The organism is Peribacillus sp. NPDC094092, assembly GCF_050279365.1.
Lineage (GTDB): Bacteria > Bacillota > Bacilli > Bacillales > DSM-1321 > Peribacillus.
In genome coordinates, this window is the sequence record NZ_JBNNUC010000007.1 from 128,884 (window position 1) to 154,037 (window position 25,154).

The following is a 25,154-nucleotide window of genomic DNA, read 5'->3' on the forward strand; positions in this document are numbered from 1 at the left end:
TTTTTTTGTTTCTTGGGATTCCTTTATATTCTCTTGAATAAGTTGTTCACGCTTATCTAATCGTCTTCTATGTATTGTTGCTGTTCGTCTAATCGTTGCAAAAGCTTTTTATTAAACTCTTCTTGCCGTTCTATATGATCCAACAAATCTTGTATGACTTAATCTCCATAACGGTTTGAAGGAAAAGCGATCTCGGTGTTCTTTTCCTCGGACGCATCTTCATTAACCTTTGTTAACAATTAATGAAGCGTTCTCCAAGCTTAAATTCTGAACTCGAACCAACTGTCTCAACTGGCGAAGTACAACCATGTCCTTCTCGAAGAACACCCTACTGTTATTATCCGTTCTTGGGAAATTGTATCCATGATGTTCAATAGCAAGACACCACTTCCTTAATGTACTATCCCCTATACCTAACGAGACACTCGCTTCTAGAGGAGCTATTGGCTTGTCCGTTACTTCCATCGTTGCCCTTCCGGTCTTTAGGATTATTGTAGTCCAAGTTGCCCAAGGATAGAGAACGTGGATTTGGCTCCTTAACTAAATGCTTTCTTTTATACAGTTCTACTAAATAATTATAACAACGAAAAATATTTTGATCTGTGTATGGTCCTTTGATAATTGTTACTTTCATCGGGAACACTCCTTATATACTTTTTGAAAAATTGCGTAGTTACTATAAAATATTGATAATTAACCACAAATGAAGATTATGATTATTCGAAATTAACGTCCAGTAATTCATCGGAAATTAATTAGTTTTTCTTCTGGAATCTTATGAGGTGTAAGAATGAACATTAATATCAAAGTTTATTTACATTCGAAGGGAACTAAATTTTTACAGAGTGGGAGCTTCCCTGTTCCTAATTCTGATTATAAGAAGGATCCAGATCGGGCTGCTGCCGTTACGGCATATGAATGGATTCAACAAATCAAAATTAGCTTTGCTGCTAGCGAGGATTTTCGTATTGATCAGGTGATTTATAATGAGGATATTAATATTACGGAGTTAATGAAAAAAGGTTAATTCTATAATTCAAGTCAATTTGCTCTTTTAAAGTTTTTCACTTTTTTTGTGATAAACCTATAAAATCACCACTTCTTCTCGGGAAATCCCCTGTCTATCAGCATTTATCTGATCAAGATGGTCCGTTCTTTCTGTTGCAATTCTGCCCGGCGCAACCGTATTAACTAAAATATTATAAGGGGCCAATTCTACAGAAAGCGTTTTCGTAAGACCAACGATCCCCAAACGGATTGTGTTAGAAAGAATGAGTCCTGGAATCGGCTGTTTAATAGAGGTGGAAGCAATATTAATAATTCTTCCTCCTCTCTTCTTCATATCCGGGAGCACTTCTCGAATAATTCGAATATAGCGAAGGAGGTTCAATTCGAAGGATTTCTGCCAATCATCATCAGAAATCTGTTCAAAATTCCCTCCAGGAGGACCACCTGCATTATTAACCAAAATGTCAATTGACCCAAAGGTTTCTCGAGTAAACAGTACCAGTGAACGTATATTTTCAATATTCGTACCATCAGAACGCCTGGCAACCTGTCCCTTTCCTATCTGCTGTAGAATTACCGTATAGATGTAACGCCAGCACCCAATGGATGTTGGCGTTTTTTATTTACTATATTTCTCGATTAAATCTGTTATCGCAAGCTCGAGAATATCTCTCTGCAGACGAGCCAAGTATAGGTTCTCCTTCGCCATAGCTGATTCTGCTTCTGTGCGGTTGTTACTTGCTTGTAGCGCTTTTACCATATTAATAGCTTCCATTTCCATGGTTTCATTTTTACGGTCAATTGCTGAATGTGATTTTTTATACTATGAGATTTTTATTTATGGCGGCAGTTTTTGCAGACTTTGATGGTTTGGTTTGTTTCAGTTTTGTGCGGGTAGAGAAGCTTTACTCCTGTTCTTTCACACAGTGGGCATGTCCCTCTGCCATTTGAAGGCAAGTAGCTGATTGATTTTCCTCGGTTTCTTTTTGCCATTCCCCATCATTCCTATTCATAATAATTCTTGTTTCTTTATTAAATGTTGGACTGTCACAAAGGTTGATAGGCATTTAATGGCTTTTAACAAACGGCTCTTGCATATTTCAAGTAAGACTTTTATAGCTTCGGCCCGTGTTCGGACGTGTTGGCTATATTTAGGTCTTCTGGTTCGATACTAGAAACCACGATGATTCCTTCTTTTGCACGTGTAAACGCTACGTTTAATCGATTTTCTCCGCCTCTTTGGTTAAGCGAACCGAAACGGTTGTACACTTTGCCTTCTTCATTTTTTGCATAGCCAATGGAGAAAATAATGATATCTCGCTCGTTTCCTTGTACGTTTTCAATGTTTTTGACAAATAGCCGTTCATCTAGATCACGTGCCATTAGTTCATTATAAAGGGTTCTAAATTCTTCATCTTCTGCTGCTACAGCTTCAATCACATCTTGTACTTTTGACTGTTGTTTCGCATTAAAAGTGATGACCCCGACTGTTAACATAAATCTACAACCATTATATCGAAGCGTGTATAGACAAGACATATATATAAATAAAAACACTGCAAAGTCCTCCTGAATTTTAAGAAGGGCTTTTTTTAATCCTCAAATTACATTAATAACTTCATTAAATTTAATTTTCTCAAAGGAACTATCTTTTTTCTGAATACGTAGCTCTTTCGTGACAGGATCAATATACACACAGTATCCATGCAGTTCAATTGGATTTCCCTCGTTATGCAATCTAAAACTTATAGGTAAATGATATTCCATCGCATAGTGAATGTTGTTTTCAAATTCTTCAACTTGGTATTCATCTAGGGCAGGTTTTTTATTTAAGAAATAATCGTCCTTATCCTTTCTTTAATATAATGCTTTATGTTCAGGTAACATCAATGCTGCTTGCCATTTAATGATTCCTCTATCACGAATTGTACCCATTAGAAAGATCTCTCCTTTTCATTTATCATATACAAACTAGCGTTCTTATGAAAGGTGGAGAAAAATGGCTATTTACGAGAATGGATTTTTCCATTGAAAAAGGCAATAAAGTTATTTTAAAACCTTAAAGAGGTTCTACCGTCAAAACGCAGATAATATACGCTAAGACAATTTTTGGATGTAAAAAAGCGATTTTCCCTACAATAAGAATGAAATCGCTTCTTTGGTTCTGGTTTCACTAAAGTTATCCGTTACTTTAATAAGTTAGAAGAAGTCTCTCTCTATATCTTTCATATCTCTTTCGGTATACCGATGAATATATTTATATAACTCATTTTTATTTTCTATATTACGCATATGATTAATAACTTTAGCACCAAAGTAATTACTTTCGTAAGAGGGAGAGTTATAAGCTTTAAAGAGTTCTTCATAGTTTTTAGTTTTAATTTTATCTTCAATTTGAATTTGGATTTGTCTCCATGTTTTAGAACGTCTTGAATGTAGAGGTTTATTAATAACTAATTCATTTGCTTCTTCTTGATGGATTTGCTTTATAAAATTGTCTATTTCTTGTGTGTATGAATTTAATTGTATATATGAATATGAATCTAGTTTTGGCAATATCTCATTGTAATATTTTAAGTATTGTGTTTTTCTATAATGAACTTTTCCACTTTTTTGTTTTTTTTGTACTCGTACTTCTTTACCATTTACCCATTCCTGACCTAATTTTGCAGCGCCCCCTAATCCGGCTATAACTTCCTTTGGATTTTTTTTAACAAAATCAATAAATTTTGGAGCAGCAGTTTTCGTAAATTCAATAATTGGCTTAGCAGGTATTTTGGACATATGAATTCCTCACACTCCTATCTTTAAAACACTAATTAAATTAATAATACTGTTCTATAAGTGACCGATCGAAATCATTTAAATTAACACCTATATTCAATGTATGATTGACTTTAAGATTTCGCCTAAAATCAAAAAAGTCAAGGGATAATTCTTTTTGTTGGTACAATTCTTCTGTTATTTTTATCTGGGGTGGAGAACTCAAGAAATCTTTCATTTTTTGCGCTGTTAGTTCTCCCTTGTAAATATCAAATTTTGTACTAGGATACTTTATATAAGAACCCTTCTCAAAATATTCTAATGATGGCGGAACCCTATCTATAAACATAGTAAAAGATGATTCGTCAATAATATGCACCCCATTAACATATAAGGGTGTTCCTATCATGGAAGTAGTCAATAAGATTCGATGTACTTTGTTTGGAACAAAACCCTCATCCAATTTGAGTTGCTCTCTTACAATAGATAAGTTTTCCTCGAAAAAATCAGCTATTCTATTTAATTGAGAGGTCTCTTTATATAATTTATATAAATGACTTGCATGTTGCCTTGTTGTATAAGGCTGCACATGTGCTTTACACTCTACAAAGACTAAATCATTATTTAAAATAAATGCTATATCACATTCATATTCAGTTTTATCAATCTTCTTATATAATCCTGAATTCTTTATACCATTCATCTCTAACCCTACTTTACTTCTTTCCTCAAAACCTATACCCTTAAAATCCAAATTAATATTCTTATTAAGGAAATTAGATGCTAGTGCTCTAGAAGCATCTGCTTGAGATGTTAAAGAGGGTAGGATTATTAAGCTATCATCAATTTTAACAAATGGACAATCAATTAAATCTAATGATTTTTTATCAAATGTAAAATATTCAATAATTGTTTCTGATTCTTCGATTGAAAATCCATTTTGTTGGAAGAATTTCTTCCATTTATAGATAGATTTACTTATGCAAACTTTATCAAGATTGTACACATTTAAAGTTCTCTGTCGCTTTAAAAACCTCTTACTTTCATCAATTAATATCTGATATGCACGAATCCATTGTTTTATTTCAATTCTATTTATTTTTTCCTCCAATAGTGGAGAACCAAAGTATAAAGTTGAAAACAAATAATTAAGACGTGTAGTTATTTGTGGCAGTATGGTATCAAAAGGTGTATCATTTCTTCCATAATGCATTTTTTGCATTTCACCTATTTCACTCATTTGCCAACCTTGACGAAGATTATTAAACCTCTCATTGGAAATTAAATTATTCAATTCAAATTTATCATCTACAATTTCAAAAAAAACTTTACCATCATCTTTTACTGAAACATTCACATCTGAGTATTTCCAATATTCCAATATATCGTTTAACTGGTACCAATATTCACTAAAGGTTACATGAGTCAAAGAAGCATCTAGAATTCTTGGTGATATATTTCTTTTACTACCCTTAAATTCATTTTCCTTATGCATAAAATATTTTAGTATCATACCAGTAGACTCAATAGCAGAATCGAATAAAGCTGATTTTTCTCTATAATTATTCTTATTCTTTTTAGACACGTCCACCAATGCATTTTCACCAAATATAAAGGACTTATCAGTTAGTCCTTTTAAATATAATTCTAAAGAAATTAAGTAAGAAACCACTTTATATTTATCATCTATAGTTTCATATTTATCAAAAAAACTTGTTCTTAATTGGTCGAATTGTTTAAATACAAGATCAAAAATTAAAGTTTCCCTTCTAAAATCTTCAATTTTTTTTATATCGTCACTTTCAAGCTGAATTAAAATATGGTTCAATATTTCATTAAAAAGTGATTTGTGTTTACTATTATTAAAAAAATTTACTGATAGACCTGAAGCCTTTAATGAAGTTATAACACTGTCGACTCCATTAGAAATTAAAATTTCATCTAAATATTTAATAAATTTATCTTTACCTTTTTTTAATTCATTTTCCAATTTATAAAAATTATATCTTTCTGGGTTTCCTAATACCATCCTTACAATTCTCCAGTCCCTCATTTTATAATTAAGGTTTCAGTATTTATTTTTTTATTTATACAATATCATTATATATCATTTGTGTTTTTTTATATGAAATTTAAAAGATAAACATATAAACCCGGTCCTGTCCAATACTAAAAAAAGAAACCAGGCACCTCAACAAAGAAAAATTCGGTCTGATAAGCTTCATGACATAAAAATTCCAGTTACAGATCTTATCGAAACAATCATTTTGCGTGAATCTCGAAAACAATGGAAAGGATCTAAAACTACAATAGGAACGGAAGTACTTTTATTTGGTCTTGAAAATCTTTTCATTTAGCCTGACGTCACCTATTCCAACTTCCTTTCTACTGTCCATTACAAGGTGGATCATGCTACTTATCAAAAGATAGGAGAACATGCAACCGAATGGAGATGCAGTATAAGAAAGGCAGCTCACCGAATCTTTATGGAGGCTTATAAGAAGAAACAACTAGGAGTCATAACCAATGGGGAAATATAGCCAAGCGAATCTTATAGATGAAGAACTATCCCTGATAAGATCAACTAACTTTATCGGTAAAATGCTACATAAAATGAATAAAACATCCGTGATCTTATTATCCGTACATGTTCCCCTAAACAGTTATTTAAGAGCAGAAATATTCTGCGAAGATATTCAAGACATATCAGAAATGCCATTTTCACAAAACGATTTAATGAAGCTTCTATATGAAGATTTTCTTTACTTTGCAAAAAAGAATCCAACCCAAAGAAAATGTTTAAAATGCTTACAACTCTGGAACGGGAATCTGGTAAAGATACGGTATTGGAAAAACAAACGGATTCCATTTTTAAACTCATTCATAAGAATCAACATCAAGAATAAGAAATTCTAGATATAAGAAAGAGACGAAAATATGCCCTGCGTGGTGAAGTCTTGCTTGCTGATTTGGAAGAAGACCACCCAAATCATGGCAATGCCATTGAACGAGTCATTGAACTTCTCTACATGGATTTTATTGATAAATTACGAAAAGGAGATAACACTGAAGCTATGAAGACCACTCTCCGTATTCTAGATAGTGAAGAATAATAAATAGTTTATCCTAGAGGATTTGGCAGGGTTAACCCTGCTATGGACCTTTAGGTATAAGGGTGTCAGTTAGTTCTTATTAGATCAATAATTTGTTGCATTCCCCAAATTAAAGTTCTGAATGGTGAATATAAATCATCAGCAATAACACTTTCCATTTCTTTAATCATTTTATTCAGGCTTTCTTTAAGTTCCAATATTGAACTGGGATCATCTAATGTATCCAATTCAATAATATCTAATTTCATAATGGTAAGTATGCTGTTCAGTTCATTCAAAACACAGTCATCATATGCAGGGTCACCCACCTGCCGTTCAACCCTTGCCAAAAGGTTATCTATGTCTTCTAATAGAAAATCTACAAGTTCTCTCATTTGATAATCCACTCCCTAGATAATATCTGATTTACCCCATGTTTCCTGTACTATTTTTTGAATAAAAATGAATAACACCTCTTGGTGTACAGAAATTTTTTTTGTGAGATGTTCCCTATTGTTACGCCAAAAACGTTTTTATAAACCTACTAAATAATAAATCTAGGTATTAGAATATAACTTCAAATTGGAGGTATGTAATTTGGGAAATGGGGTAACCTCTCTACATTCATATTTGAAAGAATAAAGACATGAAAAAAGAAGGTACATAATGTACCTTCTCAATGTGTTGCTTAGAACTATCTTACAATGCCTGACACTTGTATAAGGAGATTTCATATGCTGTACCATCTTTTAAATAGATAGTGAAATTAGATTGTTTTGGAACTATCAACTTCACAATTGTATTTCTTTATTTCATCATAGTAGTGCTCATAATATTCTGAAGCCAACATTTGTTTATGCTTAAAAGACATTAGAACATCTGATTTAAGAGATACCCATATGTTTGTAAGTAATATTTTAGCTTCATCGATATAAGTCATGTCTTTATTAAAAGTACTATAAAAATCTTTATCCTTCTTAAATTCCGTCAAAGTTTCCTTACTTAACGTGTCTTTAATTCTTTTATAATCCTTTTTAGTAAATTCATAAGTTAAATTATGAGCAAATTTATTCCTAATGTCATTTATCGAGGAGATAGGTTCATAAAGTTGTTTTTCAATAATCCCAAGTGAATAAAGCAGATTAAGTCTAGCTTTAAACTTATACTCTGACAACTTTTTAGGAAACTTAAAAAATTCCTCAGTTAATTCAATCATTTCTTTTTCAATGTATAAATGTGTTTTTAGAATAACCATTAAGATATCATTATGCTCTACATCTTTAACAAATTGTTTTCGCTGAACTGAAAATTCATCCAATTTTTTTTTTACTACACACAACTCTATATCGTCTTCTATTCGCATTAATTAAACTCCTGAATTGTTTTATATTTTTTTCCATAACTAAATTATATTTCTAATTTGAATCGAATAGGTAATTATAAATAATATCCCTTTATATATGTTTCGTGGTCAAAATGTGGTCAAAGTTAAAAGGTATTTGTCATACAATAGTAGTTCCAATATGGTGGAGAAAAGTTAAAATAACAGTAGAATTACTTTGTTAAATCGTAATAGATTTAGCATAAGAACTAATTGTATATTAGAAAACGCTTGGATAAACCAAGCGTTTTTTCAATCCTTATTCAAGAATTGCGCCCTATTCTGGAAGAGTGTCTCAGAATAGCGTATGAAAGAAAAATCCCTTAGTAGTTGAACAAAAGTTAATAGCTTTTGATGGGAAAAAAGTAAAAAGCTCCACCGACCATCCATAAAGCATGCCAGACATTGCAAACCGATGGCAAAATGTATGGCGAAACGTGTGTGCAGATACTCGAATATCTTTGAAATTCATTTTCTGCCCTAGATATTTAAAAACTAACATCAATGTGTTTTCAGTCAATTGTTTGTTATCTCTTTTTACAAAAACAAGATCACTCAAAGTCCCCCAATGTTTGTTTGTAAAAACTTTGATATCCCGCTAACTCCTTTGACAACTTCTGTTATCGTAATTGTATCTTTCCTTCTGCTTTTTCCAAAAACCGAAATTGCGTTGAGATTCTATTAATACTTGCTCTTCTTGATAAATTAAATCGATTATTCTCATAGTCCTCAACTCCAACTAAACGTTCTTAAGATTCCTCAATTCATTTCTCCACTCTTTTACAAGAGTCGTTACATTCCTATATTCATCATTTGAAGACGGCAACAAAACAATTATTATCAGAGTAACTATATCCATTAAGAAAGAAACTTCAAAATAAAATGTAAGTTGCATAGCTAGTTCACGGCTGAACCCCATCAAAAGAAAAAACACAGCATTGGCCATAGTTAGCGGTTTTAACCCAATAATTAATAGAACTAAAATCCAGAATGATATTTTCCGGAACTTTTTGCTTCCTAAAAAATTATCATAAGACATCGCTCTTGCAACAATTGCGGAAACTAGACTAACCACAAGAAATACTCCCATTATTCCCTTAAGACTTTCTAATGGATTTATTACATCAAAAAAATAATAAAAAGCACCTGCTAGAGCAATATGAGGAAGTACTAAAATAGCGAATGACAGGTATCCTCTTGATATTGCAAAATTATTATACTGAGGCTTTGAAAAATCCCTCCATAACGCGAAGTTAGTATTAATAATAATCATAAAGATATAGACTATTCCAAAGATAATGCCCGCTAACCCTATTTCGTTTAAGTAATTGTATCCGATTAGCAAGAATGGAACAAGAGTAAAAAAATAATTAAGAGCAATGGCTGTGCTACAGTTCATTGCTTCTTCATTGCCCATTCCTGTATTTAATTTTTCTTTATCATTTGCCCTTGAAATTGAAAAGACAAAGCTAAAAGATGAAAAAACCGATAACATCGTGTAGTAAAAATAGTCATTATTAAGTGAACTAGAACTGCTTACTGCAGGGGGTAATTGTTTAATGATTAAGAATATACCTACTATATGGACTCCCAACATAATAAAAGTGAAGATGGGCTTTATTGACTGAGGACTTTTTCCGTACAGAAATATAAATAGTAGCTGACCGAACTTTTTTCCAAAGTAAAATTGTAAGGCCTCTAGTATATTGGCTGAATTAAGTAAACTTGTAACATGTAATAGTTTATCTAGTGGGGACAATATTCGTAGAAATGTTAACCCTAAAAAAATTGAAATTAAAAAGTAGAATATTATTCCGAAACTATTCGCAATATTTGAGTTTTTTATAGATTCCAAAATTAATAATACAAGTGCTAACGAAATTCCTGTGGGAATATAGTGCTGCAACGTGCCCGGAATCCTAGTTTTATTAATTAAAAACGTTGTTCCTAGATAAATAAAAAGAAGTCCTACAAATACCACTATCTGGATAAAGAAGTCTTCAAATTGTAACTGAAGCCCTCCCTTAATTATTAACGGATATGATGCAAGAAGAACAATAATCGCCGCTGTACTTTCTGTACTTGATCTTACCTGATCACTAAAAGAAAGTACTTTATCGAAAAATCTAAGAATAAGCATAACAACAATAAAAATGAACACTACTGTATACATCGCGTCCGTCGATTGCGAGATCATAAATACTGCTAGTACAATGCCAAACAAATTACCCGATATTATATATTTTCCAATATTAACAAATAGAATAAACGTCATTACTACAATGGTTGCAACAATTGGCTTTAACGGTTGTTCATATGCTATGGCTATTAACCCCAGACCAACAGAAAAAATAGATAGCTGAAGTACTTTTCTGACAACAACCATATAGTTAGTATTAAATAAATTTGTTTTTTCGAGTATCCAAGTAACCCCTCGACTTAAAAAGGGGACAAGCGGAATAACGAGACCCTTTATTCCTAACTGAAAAATACCGACTAGAGGAATAACAATAATTGCCACTATTGCTGACAATAAAAGAAACATCTTTGAGCCCATACGAATAATTCTATTAGGATGACGATTAATCAAGATAAAAAATGGAAGCAACAGTATTATAGGAAGAATGAAGCCCATATTAGCCACTGATATTGACATTATAGTCCCCCTGTCTAGTATTTGAAGATTTGCATACCTGTGTTAACACTTCTCTCATTATTTTTCTACAAAATTCTCCAAAATCATTAATCTGGCAATAAATAAAAGTCAAGCTGCAGAGAACACTCAACTTTTTGTTACTAAAGTACAGACTCTAATGCAACTGAATAAAAGCAATTAATTACATTTTTTCTTTTTTTAATATCTTAATTAACTTTCTTACTGGGGATAATATGAAATTCGCGACTTTTTCGAATACTTCATTCCTTTTAGAGTGGCCAGGTAAAAATATACTTATAAATGCAATTAAACTAATGGAAATCGCGGCCAAAAGTAAATTCCAAAAAATATGGTATCAGCACTTATGTAAAATATTAGTTCACTAAAGTTCTGTAAGTGTTTCCCTATTTCCAAAGCTATTTTAACAGGAAAAGGTCTATTTAAAACTGTATTAAACCAGTTATAATCATTATATAAAGATTGGAAAGAATTCCAATAGTGTTTATCTAACTTGCTGTAAAATTGCTCCAAGTTAATATAAAACTCTTTTTGATCTTTATATGTTCTGTTTCTGAGTTTCCTATAACCCTTTTCTAAATCTAAATAAGAATTTATCAAATTAAGGTCACCCAATTTAAAAAGAGTCATCTCAAGACGACTATGCTTATTAAACCATTTTTGTATTTCATAGTTTTTTTCAAACTCATCCTCAATTTGGAGAATAATTCTTAAGTCAAAATACATTGATCCTAATATGCCCTCCAAGCTCTCTTTTGCCTGAGCATAAAAATTATTAAGTTTATTATTTCTTTTTGCATATAAATATGCTTATGATGCTGCAACAATTGCTACCAATATAGGGAGATACTCTTTAGTTAAGGTCATAAAGTAAAAGTCACCTCAAATAATAAAACACTCATATTTTTAGCCCCAAAATACTGTTTCTTCACCATTTACCATATTAAAAGCCTTCTTAAACATTTTCTTTCTTTTTATTATTCAGGGATAAAATAAACTATTGATCAAAAAGGACATACCTAGAGAACAAAAGTATTTGCAAGAAATTGAACAATTACATCTTCACTTTGATCGTAATTTTCTCCTCTTGTTAAGTCCATATCATTCTTGAACTTTTCGATATTAAACTTAAGGAACTGATTACGAAAGTATTCTAAGTAATGAAGATAGATGGTTCATCGATTAACATTTGCTCTGCCTGCAATATCCTGAATGGTAATGTCAAAGTGCGAATCTGTTTGCCACTAAAATGGCTGAACTAGGGTTCGTTACTTTGTCCTTGGATTTGTCTTTCTGGGGAGAGAGTGATGGTCAGCCTCGCAACGCTGTTTCTCCGGATATCTATTCGAGGATTTCTGTACTGCGTTGGATTTCCTAGGCACCTGTTCGTTTGTTGGCAGGAACCGGATTGTTGTTATACCACAACAGCTGCTGCCCTCTAAACTACTCCTGAACAGGAGAAGGCTGAAAAGGCTGCGAAACAGCTGGGAGAGAGAAGAATTAATCTTCTTGGAAATGACTAAATAAAAAAAGGAGAAGATTTTCTAGTCTTCTCTTTTTTTTGTGAATAGACATGAAAACATAAGAAACAATCTATGCTTCTATCACTTGGTAAGGCCAAATAAATAGTTGCTAATTATCCGTATTAATTGCTATGAATAATTCTTTACAAAGAGCTCATAATATATGTTATGTAAACTATAAAAATTGTGTAATAAATAAAGAACCCTTAAAGCTCTACTCTATTATTGCGCGGGTACTGCATAATGTCAAAAGTTAGGAAGATGATCAAAAACCAGTCATAGCAGGGGCTTCTACTTTAAGATGACCTATGAGGGATTCGAACCCACGACCCCTTCCTTGTCAATTTTGTTTCATATAATCAAACTGGTTTAACTGAATTAAATAAGTGTAAAGAAGGTTGATTTCTCAATGTTTAGTAGGGTCTTGATATCAGCTCAGTAAAATAAATAAAGCTCAATGAAATAATTATGTTAGCAAATGTGTGAGCAAGATGGTGAGCAGGTGGTCTGCTATAATTATCATTGTGACTAATCGTTTAATTTTCACATACTGACCAGTTAGGAAACAGGATTATCATTACAATTAAGTATTTTTTTATCTGAATGGGGCTCACTATTTGGATTACACATAATAACATCTGTTCTGCATTTACTGTGATACATAACTTATATCAACTTGGTTAGTTTTTATCTCTTCTAAACTTTTTTGAGGGTGCCTGAACCATAAACAATATGTGTGGAATGTAATTGACAACACAATGGATGTTGGTGGGTTTATCAACATTCTTATGGCCATAACACTTAGACCATCATTTTCTAAAGGATGCTACTTAAGATGTTGGCACCTGTTAAACAAAAGCTCCCTTTACCTTCCTCCACTATTGCATAACATTTTTCCCAATTTCATTCGAAATCCACTTGGCTAGGTTCAATTCCTAATCTTGCTGCCACATCTTTAATTAATTCATTAGCAGAATGATATTCGGCATTTATCATTTCACCAACATTTAAATTGATTCCAAATTCTTCGTGTTCTTCTAGCTCAATCTGTTGACCGTCCTCTTTAAAAAAGTTTAAATCTGCAATTCTTATTAACCCATCCATATATTCAGGCATATCATCATCTACATAAACTAAGACATTATAGTATTTTGACATATTTTCCATCTCCTTTTCTGCTAATATTCGACAGATAAAGATAAATTCCTTTTATTGTTGGCGAACAATTTCTTCACAACCGTATACTTATCAACCTAATGACCCCTTATATAGCCCAACAAATACAAAAGCAATTTATCACTTCAACTAAGCCACTCCGTTAGTCGAATAAGGAAAAAGCGGCCTTTCGATATTGAAGATATAGAATAGTTGTCACTATCTCCCCTTATTCTCTTTACTTTTGGAGGGGATATACGACGAAATATACTATATAAATTTTGTACGAGTTAAAAAAAGATTCACTGTAGAGTTATGATTGCTCCCTAGCAAAGCCTATTGCTTTTTCTATTAGTTCAAGCTAAAGCACAATTGAACATCCACCAAGTTGAATTTTTCTTCCTCTCATTCCCGGTTTAATCTCCATCTGGATCTTCTAATGGTAAATCAGATGTCTTTAAACAATATGCCCAGTAACTTCAATAATGAAAAAGCGATTCTTCATAATTGAAGAATCGCACCTGTTATCTTAAAATGAAATATCTATTTCGTCTAGGCCTTCAACAAAAAAATAACTCACAATTATTCCCTTGGCTATCTTAACTGCTCTAAGGTTCCGCCAAAAAGATTTGGTCTAGAATTTAAAAATGGGGCAACCTTGTATAACTCAATTACAAATTTATATTCAGTATATTTCGGTACACTATTAATGCCTATTCCGGAGTATTCTCCTAAAATATATATATCATTATCCTCCTTTGCAGCAATAAATTGGCCAAGACGGGTAGTAGAAAATGTCACAATACTTCCTTCTTCAAGATGTTTGATTATGCTAACGATATTTTCATTATTCCATTCAACAGCTTCTAGTAATGATTGCATAATAATCCTCCTAAATAAGTTGTTTACTAAACTTAATAATTCTTTCACCCTTTTTATAAGATGGTTTGTGCAAAAATTCTTTCTAAATCTGACTTTATATTAATTTCTAATGAAGAGTTAATCTCCTTAATACGATGTACTTCTAGTAAATACTCAATATTTTCTTTTCTTAATAAAAAGTTATCTCCTAATAAATCTCTAAAAACTTCAAGATAGCAGAGAAGTGATTCCCAAATATAGACTCTTATATCAGTATAGTAATCACCTTCATCAATTTCTTCAGGGTGAGTATTTTGATAGTAACGTTCCTTTGAAGTAAAATCTCTAATATTAGATGTAGGGTAATTAATCCTATTAAACCTTTCCTGAATATTTGAATCAAACCACTCTAATTCGTGAAAACCTTCTAAATATTCTAACGAATAATTAACTTCGTTTCTAATTGAAGGATTAGTTAAGTATTGATCTAACACAAAATTAAAACGTTCATTCTTTATACCATCTACTCCTTTTAATGAGTTTAATAATGCCCACCAAACTTGATGTGAACCAATGCCATTTTTAAATAACTCATTATATTCTGTATTTTTTTGATTAAACAATTGCAGTTTTGTATCAAAATAGAAAAAAAACTTCTTATCATTTTTATCTTTTAAAGGCTCCTTGTCATACGACTTCATTACTATATAACCTCTTTGGAAGAGAAAACATATTGCTTTAATAATATAAAATTTACTATAATATGCAGTTACTTCAGACCAAGTGTTAAATTTTCTTGACTCTAAAGTTATTAATGCTAAAAACAAATCAAATGACCTATAAAAACACACTGTGCTATTGTATATAAATTTTTGTTTGAATTCGTTAGTGATTTCCTTATCAGTATTCCTCTCAAGAAATACATTAAGATCTTTTGAATTACCTTGGTTTAAATAATGGTAGAATAGCTTCTCAATAGATTGTCTATGCATCTCAAAATATGGTTTAAAACATTCATAATCCTGTTTTAGGATTGCATAATCAGTTTTTAATTCCAAATTATCTATCCCCTTTAAAAGATAACCCCCACGTACAGCGGTTATCAGAAGTAATTGTTGAAACGCCTATACAGATGGCATTTTTTATAATATATTACAATGATTTCAACATCCATTATAGTTAAACCAAATTGAAATCAAGACTAAATTATATCGATATAATTATCGAAATCATTTATTCGAAGGCTCTTAATTTGTAAGGTATAATCCAAGTTTAATGCTAAGTAGTATGAAACTTCTTCATTAATTTTTCTGGGAATATATCAAATCTTAGTTTGATTTAAATAAATAGCAATTTTCATAATCATCAAATAAATTATCTGTTTCTCTAAAAACAGATTGGTTTTCAAACCAATCCGATCTAAAAATAAAATCTTTATTAGTTAACTTACATAAATGAAGAACGGCTGTCTATATCCTCGTTCTGAAGGATTACAATTTCAATGTTTTTTGTGTTACTTTGATATTTTTTTAATACCGTTAATGTACCTTCACTCCATTGACATATAGTACTGAAGACTACTTTGTGGGCTTGAACTTTTTCAGCGAGTCTTATGTATTTTTTTACTACAATTTCATCAGTATTTTTCTTATTATCCTTTAAGGAGGTTGCATTCTTGCATTCTCCAATTATAATATCTCCGTCCACGACACAACAAATATCTATTTCCATATCAGGTTTTGAAGATTGTTTATCCTGCCTAAGCTCAATTTCAGGAATATAATCAAAACTAGTAGTAGATAATCTTTTGAGTTTGGCAAGTGTTAAAATAGGGACCAATGAGTTATTCAAATAGGCTTGATAAATCATTTCATTTAATTTGTAATACCAAATAGGCTGGACTCTATTCAAATCTGACTGTAATTGTAAGGTATCAGGTGTATAGTTTTGAACTTTATCGCAACGAGTACATTTGAAAGTATTGCTGACAACTGAAATGTCATACCAATCTGCGTTACGACAGCTATGGCATTTAAAAATAAATCCTCGTTCAATAACTCCCTTTTCTAAAAGATTATTAATTATGTTTGAGACTAAATCTGTATCCTTAATTATTTCAAAAATTGTATCGTAATCCAAATGCCGCCTTTGATTTACAACGACCCCATTGGTATAGTTTCCCGTTTGGTTTTTGGATTTGTCTATAAATTTATTTAAAATTCCCCTATAACCATCTGATAATAAGGTTTCGGCTAAGTTATCAAGACCGTCAAACTTATCAATAAATACTTTTTCAAAATTCCCTTTATCAGAGTTCTTTATAAAATAACCTGAGGCTTGAAAAAGCTTCTCAAATAAATTATAGGTATTTGGTAACTTAAAGTTGGGATTAACTTTTGTTAATTTAATATTTTCACCCATTGCAGATACATATATATAATTAGGAGAGAAGTAGCTAACACCTTTATTCGTAATCCGTATATTTCGACTATTATAATGACGTACTGTGAGTAGTTCATTAACAAGGTTTTGATTTTTAGGAAATATAATATCTTTGACAAAAATATCTGTTATCCAAAAGTGTCCATATGGTAACACTTTAGAAAAGTAAAGGGGTATAGGAGTATCAATAGGGTAAATACTTTGATTAGTTTCAGTATCAAATAAAAGAACTTGTTCATTTATATCATTGTCCTTACAATACGTGTATAATATATTCTTTAATAGATAATGTATACTTTCTTTTATAGCATACGGGAGCATTTCTGAGGGTATCTGCTTTTTTGCTTCAATAGCTTCCATAGCACCCATAATCTTTTCTATGTCTTCAGCATTTAAAGATGTTGATACTAAATTAATTTTGTTAAAATATCTCGTCAATTGACGTTTAGAATTAATAATATGATGTACCTCTTCATTAAATTCAGAATGTGTAGGTAACCAGAATACTTGATTGTTTATTCTTGATAAACAGTAGTATAAACAGAAATCAGAAAGCGTGTTACCTAAAATCATAATAGGATCATATTGTTCTGTATTTACGTCTAAATTGATATAGTACTCAATATGAATACTCGGGATTTTGAACCCATAACTTCTTCTATTAAATGTATTATTTAAATCATAAATTGAATCTAAGAGCCAATATAAATCTTGTTCATATTTCACTTTATTGTATTTTAGCGAAATATTCTCCGTTCTTAAGACTTCCTCTAAATAAGGGTCAACAAGTCCAAAATTTGAATGTAATAATAAGCTTGTTAAAAGTGTAGGTTCGCTATATTTTAGTGCCACAACGTTTTCAATGCCGGAATATTTTATTATATCCTTCATATCAGTTAGTGGATATGAAATCCTCTCATCGTACTTAAAGGGGAGAATTATTTCCTTGGGTTGATTACTAAACAAGAGTAAATTCTTTTGCAATGTGTCCATTAATTGTTCGCTAATCTGGAAATCACTTATTGTCATACTCAAAAAGTCAGAGCGTTTTTCTAATTTTTCAATAGTTAAAGGTTGATTTGTAACGGGACTTTCATTTATGAATTTCTCTACAAATTTTTCGAACTGAGGGCTATCAAAAAGTTTTAACTGATGCACTGAACTGACATAATAATATATGTAATCTGGGTCATACTTACTCATTATATCTAAAAAAGAGGGAGCTATGGTATTTCCATCTGTTGGAACTATTAAATGATAATCCCCTCCCCAAGTTCTGTTAAACATTGCTAATATCGCTAAGCAGTCTGACTCCCAATACTCTGAGTTTATATTTACTAAGATAACGACTTTAGCCGGACGTACTCCCGTATTTATAGGAAGATACTTTAAATTATTATTCATATTTTACTCTCCTTATATAGTATTATGTTCAAGAAATTGGAGAGCAATAATCCCTGAATTAGTAATTTTAATTTTATTGAAATCTACCATTAAAACATTATTTTGGTATTTTGAATTCATACGCCCACCATTTGTAAATGAATTGCCCTCTATTCTTAATAAATTATTTTCCTCTAAACGTTTAACATAAAAGGCAAGTTCAAAGTTTCCCTCAGTAATATGATCTTTTACATTGGGGTAGTTTTCTTCTGTCAACATATTATCTCTGTCAAATAAAAATTTCAACACGGCTTTCTCTACTTCACTTAGTGGAGGATATTCCCCCCTTATATCATCAATTAATTTTACTCCTTGATGCGTGATCGCAATATGGCCACCTATAGCCATAAATTTAAGTAAGCCTTCCTGTTTTAAGTACTCTGTAACTCGTGAAATTTTTTCCTTTTCAAATCCGACTTCGCTTCCTAGTTCCTACATACTAACTATTGTATTAAGGCGACCCTTTGTAACTCTAAATAATTGAATTAAAAATTTTAAGTAGTCCCCTTTAACTCTATTTGGTTGAATTGTAGGAGTTGCTTGAAAGGTCTTTAGCATTATCTTTAGTTGTTCATTTTCAGTTTTTAATTTGGATAATTCCATTTCTAATTCAGTGACATTTGGTATATCCTTAGCAGGAATCCACCCATTTAAATGTTTATCTTTTTCTAGTTCAGCTAACTTTTGAGTAACAGCAAGTTGAATGTCCTTTGTGTCACTAAACATTCTTGATATTTTCTCTAAAACTTGTGTTCTAAATTCTCGATATTTAGGGTAGTTCTCACGTTCTGTCGTCCAAATTCCAATAGACCGGGCTTTTTCTTCGATAGCATCTTCTTCCATTACCAATGCAAATCGTGGCAAACCAGTTTCTCCAGCATAGTTATACTCCCAATGTGTAAAGCTATTACCTGTTTCACTGTCGATGGAACCATACCGACCCCCAAGTATTAATAAATAAACATCAGCTTCATTAATCCAACGACTAATTAATTTTTTCTGAGGTTCATCTCCCGGATTAAATTGCTCCATCCCAGTTGGTATATGTCCTGCATTTAATATTGCTTCAACAGCTGCTTGTCTTTCTTTAACCATATCAGTAAAAGTAGAAGAAATAAAAACTTGTAGCTTTTTTTTCATTTGCAATTACCTCCCCTATCCAAAATAGTATAAAAATAGAATATAAATTTATTATAGTACTTTATAGGATATTTTACTTAAATTATTTCTTTTAAAGAGGTAGATTTCTTTATAAGTGGTTAACATTATTCATTTCTCATTCAATTATTTACCATATGTATGAGTGGGTATAGTATAATATTACCATAACAAAAAAGGTAGGGTGAGGAGATAATGTCTAAGGGAAAATCCTTAACACAGGAAACAATAATGAAGGCTTTAGATTGGTCATATGATATGGCTATTAATGGTGGTGTTCCTGGAATGGATACAGCCATAGAATTAGCAGACAGTTACTTAAAGAAGAATGGTACGCTAGACGAAAAAGTTAAAAGTCTAATTCTTTGGCAAAATTCTAAAAGTGCGACTAGTGGTTTCCTATCAGGACTTGGAGGAATTATAACTTTACCTGTTGCTATTCCAGCTAATATTACCAGCGTGTTATTGGTTCAAATGAGAATGATAGCTGCTATTGCCCATATGGGAGGATATGACCTTAAAGATGATCAGGTAAAATGTTTTGTTTATGCTTGTTTAGCCGGCAATGGAGCGAAAGATATCCTTAAAAATGCAGGTATTCAAATAGGAAAGAAGCTCGTAGTATCAGGTATTAAAAAGGTACCTTTTGAAGTGATAAAAAAAATAAATCAGGCTGTAGGATTTCGTCTATTAACTAAGTTTGGTGAAAAAGGAGTTATTAATTTAGGTAAGATGGTTCCTTTTGCGGGAGGAATAATTGGCGGCACAATTGATGCTGTGGCAACAAATACGGTAGGTAAAGTTGCTAATATGCTTTTTATTCAAGATTCACTAGTTGAAAACTATGATGAACCAATTATTATAGATATGAAATAAGTTTGTAAAAGACTTTGATAAAGAACTCAAAGATGATTGCAATGTAATAAAATATTTAAGCTACTATAAATCCACCCAAATAACAGGAAAAAGAAATAATATACTGTTATTTGGGTTGCAATAAAATTATAAATAATAGAAAATAACAGTTCAACGGATCCCTTAGTAAAAGGGCTTTATTTTCTTAAGCCCCTTCAAACTCCTCAGTATTCCTATTAATCATATCAATGACCCGTATAATTCCACGTACATTGTCTAAATTATCCCTAAATAAATCAGTTACACTTCCTAAAGAACGGAATGGATCTTCTTGCAAGACTTTCTTTTCCAGAGTTCCGTTTTTCACCACATAATCGATGATGAGTTTGACAAATCGAAGTTGCTGTACGTTTAGTTTTTCTTTATTTAGGAATTCTGAAAATGCCTCATTTGCTGCTTTTTGATCTAAGCCTATAACTTGTCTCACTAGCTTGGTAACCGGAGTGTCGCCGAATTCCTTTATATAATCCTCTGGTGTTCCTAAGTCGTTCCACAAGATTTCTTCAAGTTTTTGCACGTCTTGATGAGTTAATGGTTTGTTATGACGTAGTTTATAGATGGCAGTTTGATCTTGATGTTCTTTTAAGTATTGATTGACCTTTTTGCGGTAGTTTTTCAGGTCATTAGATCCATAAAATGCCGATTCTTCTTTGCCAATCATCGTGAAAATGTCTTTAAAATTCGTATAATAATCTTTCTGCTTTTCTTTTTCTAAAAACTTAACAAGCTCACGAATTGCTTCCCGAACTTCTTCAAGTTCAAATATATTTGAATCCTCCCAAAAAGCCTGGGATTGAACTTTAAGTAATATATCTCGCTTCGCATTAATCTGCGGAATGGTACTCAGTTTAGATAATTCCTCCGCTGTTTGAACCACACTTTTTATTGGTCTAGTGGCATTCTTTGCTGTAAGTTTGGCAAGTTCAATCGAATACATTACACTATCAAAGCGTTTTGCAAGTTCATCATCCACAATAGAAATTATCAACGGAGAAATATGCTCTTGAATCTCACTTACATACGTGACATTAAGTGCTTGCCAATTCGTACGGTTTTTATATTTGTGGACAAACTGTAAATGCATTCTTACTTGGAAATTTTCATCATTTAGACGATGAAGTTCTTGATAGACTTCATCGATTAATTCGTTTCGATGTCTTATGTACGGCTCTTCTTGATAATCTAAGGCTTGTAGTTCTTTTATAATGTCTACCTTTAAATTAAAAATCCGTTCGGTTAATCCTACGGAAACAGTACCCTCAATTCCTTTTTCATTCTCACGAAAAAACTCAAAATTTCGCAAATAGTCAAATATTAAAAAGTACTTTTTATCCTCACCTATTCCAAACAGATTGGGACAGAGGCGGGTACCACGACCAATCATTTGCCAAAATTTCGATTTAGAACGAACCTTTTTAAAGAATACGAGATTGACGACTTCAGGAATGTCTACACCTGTATCCAGCATATCCACGGATACTGCAATTTGTGGAAACTTATCTTTTGTTGAAAAATCATTAATAAGCGTTTGGACATAGTCAACTTTATAATCAATTTGGCGTGCGAAGTTCCCATTATACTCTGGATAAATGTGATCAAATCGTTCAACAATACGTTTGGCGTGCTTCGAATTATTGGCAAAGATAATTGTTTTTCCTAGCTTATCGCCACCTTCAACTTTTATCCCATTCTCCATTAAGTCATTTAATACTTGATCTATAGTATTGTCATTAAATAACCACTGATTAACTGCAGAATTACTTATTTCTTCACCTTGTTCATCGTCAAAGGTATCTTCATATTGTTCCTTTTCTTCATCGGATAGTTTATCATAACGTAACCCATCATCCAGAATTTTAGAAGAGGATTCAATTGTACGATATTCAACAAGAAACTCATCGGATATTGCTTTTTCAAGTTCATAAGCATACGTTGGAGCACCTGTTTCCAAACCGAAAATATCATACGTATTTTTATCAATTTCATCTTTTGGGGTAGCAGTCAGTCCTAATACTATCCCATCAAAATAATCAAATATAGCTCGATATTTCTTATAAATACTCCGGTGACTTTCATCAACAATAATTAAATCAAAATGTCCAACTGTGAATAGTTTATTGCCATCTTTCCGCTTCGTATCATCAATTGCGTTCATCATCGTTGGATACGTAGAGAAGACCATCCGACTTAATTCTGGATTATCCTTGTTATCTAATAGATTACATAAAGTCATACTAGGAAGAAGGTTATTAAAGTTTTTCTTTGCTTGTAAAACAAGAGCGGTTCTATCTGCTAAAAATAGAACATTTTTTACCCAGTTATGTCGTACAAGTACATCAACTATAGAAATAGCTGTCCTGGTTTTCCCACTTCCCGTTGCCATTACCAAAAGAGTTTTTCTTTGCTTCGCTTGGATTGCCTCACATACAGACAGAATAGCTTCCTTTTGATAGTAACGATTTGTGATATCATTATTTATTTCTATATCTGTTAAAGGCCTTTTAATCGTGCGTCGATCAATTAAGAGTTGAAGATCTGCCTTAGTATAAAATCCGGATACTTTTCGTTCTGGATAATTTAAATCATCCCAAATACGTATATCAAACCCATTTGTATAGAAGATTACTGGACGTTGACCGTGCATTTGTTCAATACAGTCCGCATATAATTTGGCTTGCTGCTTCCCTTTGTTGGCATCATATGATGTTCTCTTCGCTTCGACCACAGCTATTGGCTTACCATTGTCACTAAGCAACACATAATCTACAAATCCAATCCCTTGACTATTTGGCATTCCAGATACTTGATATTCTTCAAGAACATCTTTTTTAAATTCCCAACCTGCTAATTTAAGTTCCAAGTCTATGTAAATTTTTCTCGTATTAAACTCAGAGAGCTCATCTACTTGAAAATCATATTGTTCTGTATTTTCAATTCTTATTTCTGTTAAGCCCTTACGAAGCTCTGCGTTTTCTTTCATCAAATCTTCAAGCTTTCGATCCTTCGAACTTAACTTTTCGTACAATTTTTTATATTCTTCCGGTCTTTTTCGTGGTTCTTCTCCATTCAGAAGAACTTCCTCTTTAAATTCCGATTCTGAGTAATCTTCTGAATAACAATAGTCCAACCAATCGATGAATTGGTGAAGGTTATGTAACCCTAACACCGCTTCATCTCTTGAAATCATTGAATTTGTATGAACTGCTACATTCCCTAATTTAATAATATATTTCATTAAAGGGAAAAGATTTTCATCTATAATTGACATAAAAGTCCGCTCGTGAATTAAACTTGATATGTTATCCTGATATGGTATTTTCAAATCACTGTCTGAAGCGTATAACCATTTCACAGCAAGCTCCAGTGCACGTCGAGTCAAAATAGAGCAAGTTGCAGGACTTACCTGTAGGCTTTTCTCTGCCTCCAAGCAAGCATTGGCAAAACTGCTAAATTGAGCTTTCTTCTGTAAAAACTCAAAATTATTTAACAAATGGATCCCTCCTAATCAGTGGTTTAGAGTTATATAAATGTGGCGATTAATCGTTGAATAATTCACCATTGAATGCTTGTTGCATAAGGGATTGGAAGTTGTTTTCAAAAATTAATAAACCATTCTTTAGCAATTCTTTTTGTCCTTCAATTTTTATAATTCCCTCTGAAAACTGCTTTTGTAATTCCATTGGTGGTACAACTATACCTAATTTCAATAAATTTTTCTTTGAGATATTAGGCATTGAACCTGCACTTCCTTCAGCTAAATCAGTTACCCTTAACCTAAATCTATTATTGTTGAGTAATCTCCAAAGGTAAATAGGATGAATATTATCTTGAGTAGGTTTAAACACCAGTCTAAAAATAGTATCTGGTAACATAAGATTTGTGGGTGTATTAAAAACAAATGCACAAGCCCCTACTAATTCTCTAGTATTTTTCCTAGTAACAAGTAGATCACCATTTTTAACTTCGAATGCCTCTTTAAATGGTGTATCAGCAAAGAGTGCTTTATTTTCTGAGTGTCGATACACCCCTTTTGTTACTGCACTTAATTTAAGTACTCCTTTTTCACCTTCCATTGCAGGAATTGACTCACTCTTAGGACTCCAACCACTATCAATTTTATTTAAAAAATCACCTAATGGTTTAACACTCCAATTTTTCGGGTTCGTAATTGGATCCTCAAACATCTCTAAAAACACACTTTGTGTGAGGGAGGATAATGCTTCTATTTGGGCTTTACGTTTTTCAATTAATTCATATGCCTTATCTAATACTTCTACAATTTTCATCTGCACTTTTATACTAGGGATAGGTATAATAACCTCTTTTAAAAATTTGAAATGTCGATTATATCCTGTATTAGGAATATCAATGGTCTCTAAGAAATAATAAAGATATTTTGTAAGTACTTCTTCTTCCGATTTAATATTTTTCAATAACTTAACACCATCTGCACCTATAAAGGTAGGAAAATCAATATATTTTAATATTCTTGTGTGATCCCCAAAAATAATATAAGGCTTATTATTATATAACCCTTTAATTTCATTACTATAACCACCAACAAGTTTTTTCCCTTGATCAATTATTGGATACTTTCCAGCTGCTAAGTAGTCTTCTTTTTTTATTTTACTTGCTAACCTTGTTTCATCTATTAATACTTTATTAAAAGGAATTAAATGCCAAGAATTTTGTTCTGCCTTGTGTAGGAGAGAGCTATTTTGAAATTGATTTATTTTCAT

The 25,154-nt window shown here is 31.9% G+C and carries 20 protein-coding genes and 2 pseudogenes; 3 read left to right on the forward strand and 19 right to left on the reverse strand.

The window, feature by feature from the left end:
* Nucleotides 1–790 precede the first annotated feature (790 nt).
* The gene (locus ACQKNS_RS24380; RefSeq protein WP_427645828.1) at nt 791–1,027 is read left to right on the forward strand and encodes a hypothetical protein; all 237 of its coding nucleotides are present in this window, start codon (nt 791–793) and stop codon (nt 1,025–1,027) included.
* A 69-nt stretch (nt 1,028–1,096) separates the two neighbouring features.
* Here the strand turns inward: ACQKNS_RS24380 and ACQKNS_RS24385 are convergent.
* The 6 genes and pseudogenes from ACQKNS_RS24385 to ACQKNS_RS24410 all read right to left on the reverse strand — a co-directional run.
* Nucleotides 1,097–1,579, reverse strand: a pseudogene (locus ACQKNS_RS24385) (SDR family NAD(P)-dependent oxidoreductase); the annotation flags it as partial.
* A 48-nt stretch (nt 1,580–1,627) separates the two neighbouring features.
* Entirely contained in the window at nt 1,628–1,768 is a 141-nt protein-coding gene (locus ACQKNS_RS24390) for a hypothetical protein (protein WP_427645829.1), read from the reverse strand.
* A 353-nt stretch (nt 1,769–2,121) separates the two neighbouring features.
* Nucleotides 2,122–2,565: an AAA domain-containing protein gene (locus tag ACQKNS_RS24395; RefSeq protein WP_427645830.1), complete on the reverse strand. Its 444-nt coding sequence runs from the start codon at nt 2,563–2,565 to the stop codon at nt 2,122–2,124.
* Between the two features lie 42 nt (nt 2,566–2,607).
* Nucleotides 2,608–2,823 (reverse strand): annotated as a pseudogene (locus ACQKNS_RS24400) (YolD-like family protein); the annotation flags it as partial.
* A 384-nt stretch (nt 2,824–3,207) separates the two neighbouring features.
* Entirely contained in the window at nt 3,208–3,792 is a 585-nt protein-coding gene (locus tag ACQKNS_RS24405; RefSeq protein ID WP_427645831.1) for a hypothetical protein, read from the reverse strand.
* 40 nt (nt 3,793–3,832) lie between these two features.
* Nucleotides 3,833–5,800 (reverse strand): hypothetical protein, encoded by a 1,968-nt coding sequence (locus tag ACQKNS_RS24410; RefSeq protein ID WP_427645832.1) that lies wholly within the window; start codon nt 5,798–5,800, stop codon nt 3,833–3,835.
* A gap of 928 nt (nt 5,801–6,728) precedes the next feature.
* On the opposite strand from ACQKNS_RS24410, the gene ACQKNS_RS24415 reads away from it, so the two are divergent.
* On the forward strand, nt 6,729–6,884 hold the full coding sequence (locus tag ACQKNS_RS24415; RefSeq protein WP_427645833.1) for a hypothetical protein: 156 nt from the start codon (nt 6,729–6,731) through the stop codon (nt 6,882–6,884).
* A 65-nt stretch (nt 6,885–6,949) separates the two neighbouring features.
* Here ACQKNS_RS24415 and ACQKNS_RS24420 read toward each other — a convergent pair whose 3' ends face one another.
* The 11 genes from ACQKNS_RS24420 to ACQKNS_RS24470 form a co-directional block, all read right to left on the reverse strand.
* Nucleotides 6,950–7,258, reverse strand: coding sequence for a hypothetical protein (locus tag ACQKNS_RS24420; protein WP_427645834.1), 309 nt, complete (start codon nt 7,256–7,258; stop codon nt 6,950–6,952).
* A gap of 371 nt (nt 7,259–7,629) precedes the next feature.
* Nucleotides 7,630–8,226, reverse strand: coding sequence for a hypothetical protein (locus ACQKNS_RS24425; protein ID WP_427645835.1), 597 nt, complete (start codon nt 8,224–8,226; stop codon nt 7,630–7,632).
* A 313-nt stretch (nt 8,227–8,539) separates the two neighbouring features.
* Complete coding sequence (locus ACQKNS_RS24430) at nt 8,540–8,746, reverse strand: hypothetical protein (protein WP_427645883.1); 207 nt, start codon at nt 8,744–8,746, stop codon at nt 8,540–8,542.
* Nucleotides 8,747–8,983: 237 nt separating this feature from the next.
* Nucleotides 8,984–10,900, reverse strand: a complete 1,917-nt coding sequence (locus tag ACQKNS_RS24435; RefSeq protein ID WP_427645836.1) for a hypothetical protein — start codon at nt 10,898–10,900, stop codon at nt 8,984–8,986.
* A 306-nt stretch (nt 10,901–11,206) separates the two neighbouring features.
* Nucleotides 11,207–11,644: a hypothetical protein gene (locus tag ACQKNS_RS24440; protein ID WP_427645837.1), complete on the reverse strand. Its 438-nt coding sequence runs from the start codon at nt 11,642–11,644 to the stop codon at nt 11,207–11,209.
* Between the two features lie 1,700 nt (nt 11,645–13,344).
* Nucleotides 13,345–13,599 carry a hypothetical protein gene (locus tag ACQKNS_RS24445; RefSeq protein ID WP_427645838.1) on the reverse strand — a complete coding sequence of 85 codons (255 nt, stop codon included), beginning with the start codon at nt 13,597–13,599 and terminating at the stop codon, nt 13,345–13,347.
* A 591-nt stretch (nt 13,600–14,190) separates the two neighbouring features.
* The gene (locus ACQKNS_RS24450) at nt 14,191–14,478 is read right to left on the reverse strand and encodes a hypothetical protein (RefSeq protein ID WP_427645839.1); all 288 of its coding nucleotides are present in this window, start codon (nt 14,476–14,478) and stop codon (nt 14,191–14,193) included.
* Nucleotides 14,479–14,531: 53 nt separating this feature from the next.
* On the reverse strand, nt 14,532–15,515 hold the full coding sequence (locus ACQKNS_RS24455; protein WP_427645840.1) for a hypothetical protein: 984 nt from the start codon (nt 15,513–15,515) through the stop codon (nt 14,532–14,534).
* A gap of 388 nt (nt 15,516–15,903) precedes the next feature.
* Entirely contained in the window at nt 15,904–18,303 is a 2,400-nt protein-coding gene (locus tag ACQKNS_RS24460; RefSeq protein ID WP_427645841.1) for a hypothetical protein, read from the reverse strand.
* A gap of 12 nt (nt 18,304–18,315) precedes the next feature.
* Nucleotides 18,316–18,690, reverse strand: a complete 375-nt coding sequence (locus ACQKNS_RS24465) for a hypothetical protein (RefSeq protein WP_427645842.1) — start codon at nt 18,688–18,690, stop codon at nt 18,316–18,318.
* Between the two features lie 84 nt (nt 18,691–18,774).
* Complete coding sequence (locus ACQKNS_RS24470; RefSeq protein WP_427645843.1) at nt 18,775–19,482, reverse strand: DUF4062 domain-containing protein; 708 nt, start codon at nt 19,480–19,482, stop codon at nt 18,775–18,777.
* A 213-nt stretch (nt 19,483–19,695) separates the two neighbouring features.
* Here ACQKNS_RS24470 and ACQKNS_RS24475 point away from each other — a divergent pair, with 213 nt between their 5' ends.
* Nucleotides 19,696–20,376 (forward strand): EcsC family protein, encoded by a 681-nt coding sequence (locus ACQKNS_RS24475; protein ID WP_427645844.1) that lies wholly within the window; start codon nt 19,696–19,698, stop codon nt 20,374–20,376.
* 184 nt (nt 20,377–20,560) lie between these two features.
* On the opposite strand, the gene ACQKNS_RS24480 is transcribed toward ACQKNS_RS24475, so the two are convergent.
* Complete coding sequence (locus tag ACQKNS_RS24480) at nt 20,561–23,905, reverse strand: DEAD/DEAH box helicase family protein (RefSeq protein WP_427645845.1); 3,345 nt, start codon at nt 23,903–23,905, stop codon at nt 20,561–20,563.
* Nucleotides 23,906–23,951: 46 nt separating this feature from the next.
* Nucleotides 23,952–25,154: a restriction endonuclease subunit S gene (locus ACQKNS_RS24485; RefSeq protein ID WP_427645846.1), complete on the reverse strand. Its 1,203-nt coding sequence runs from the start codon at nt 25,152–25,154 to the stop codon at nt 23,952–23,954.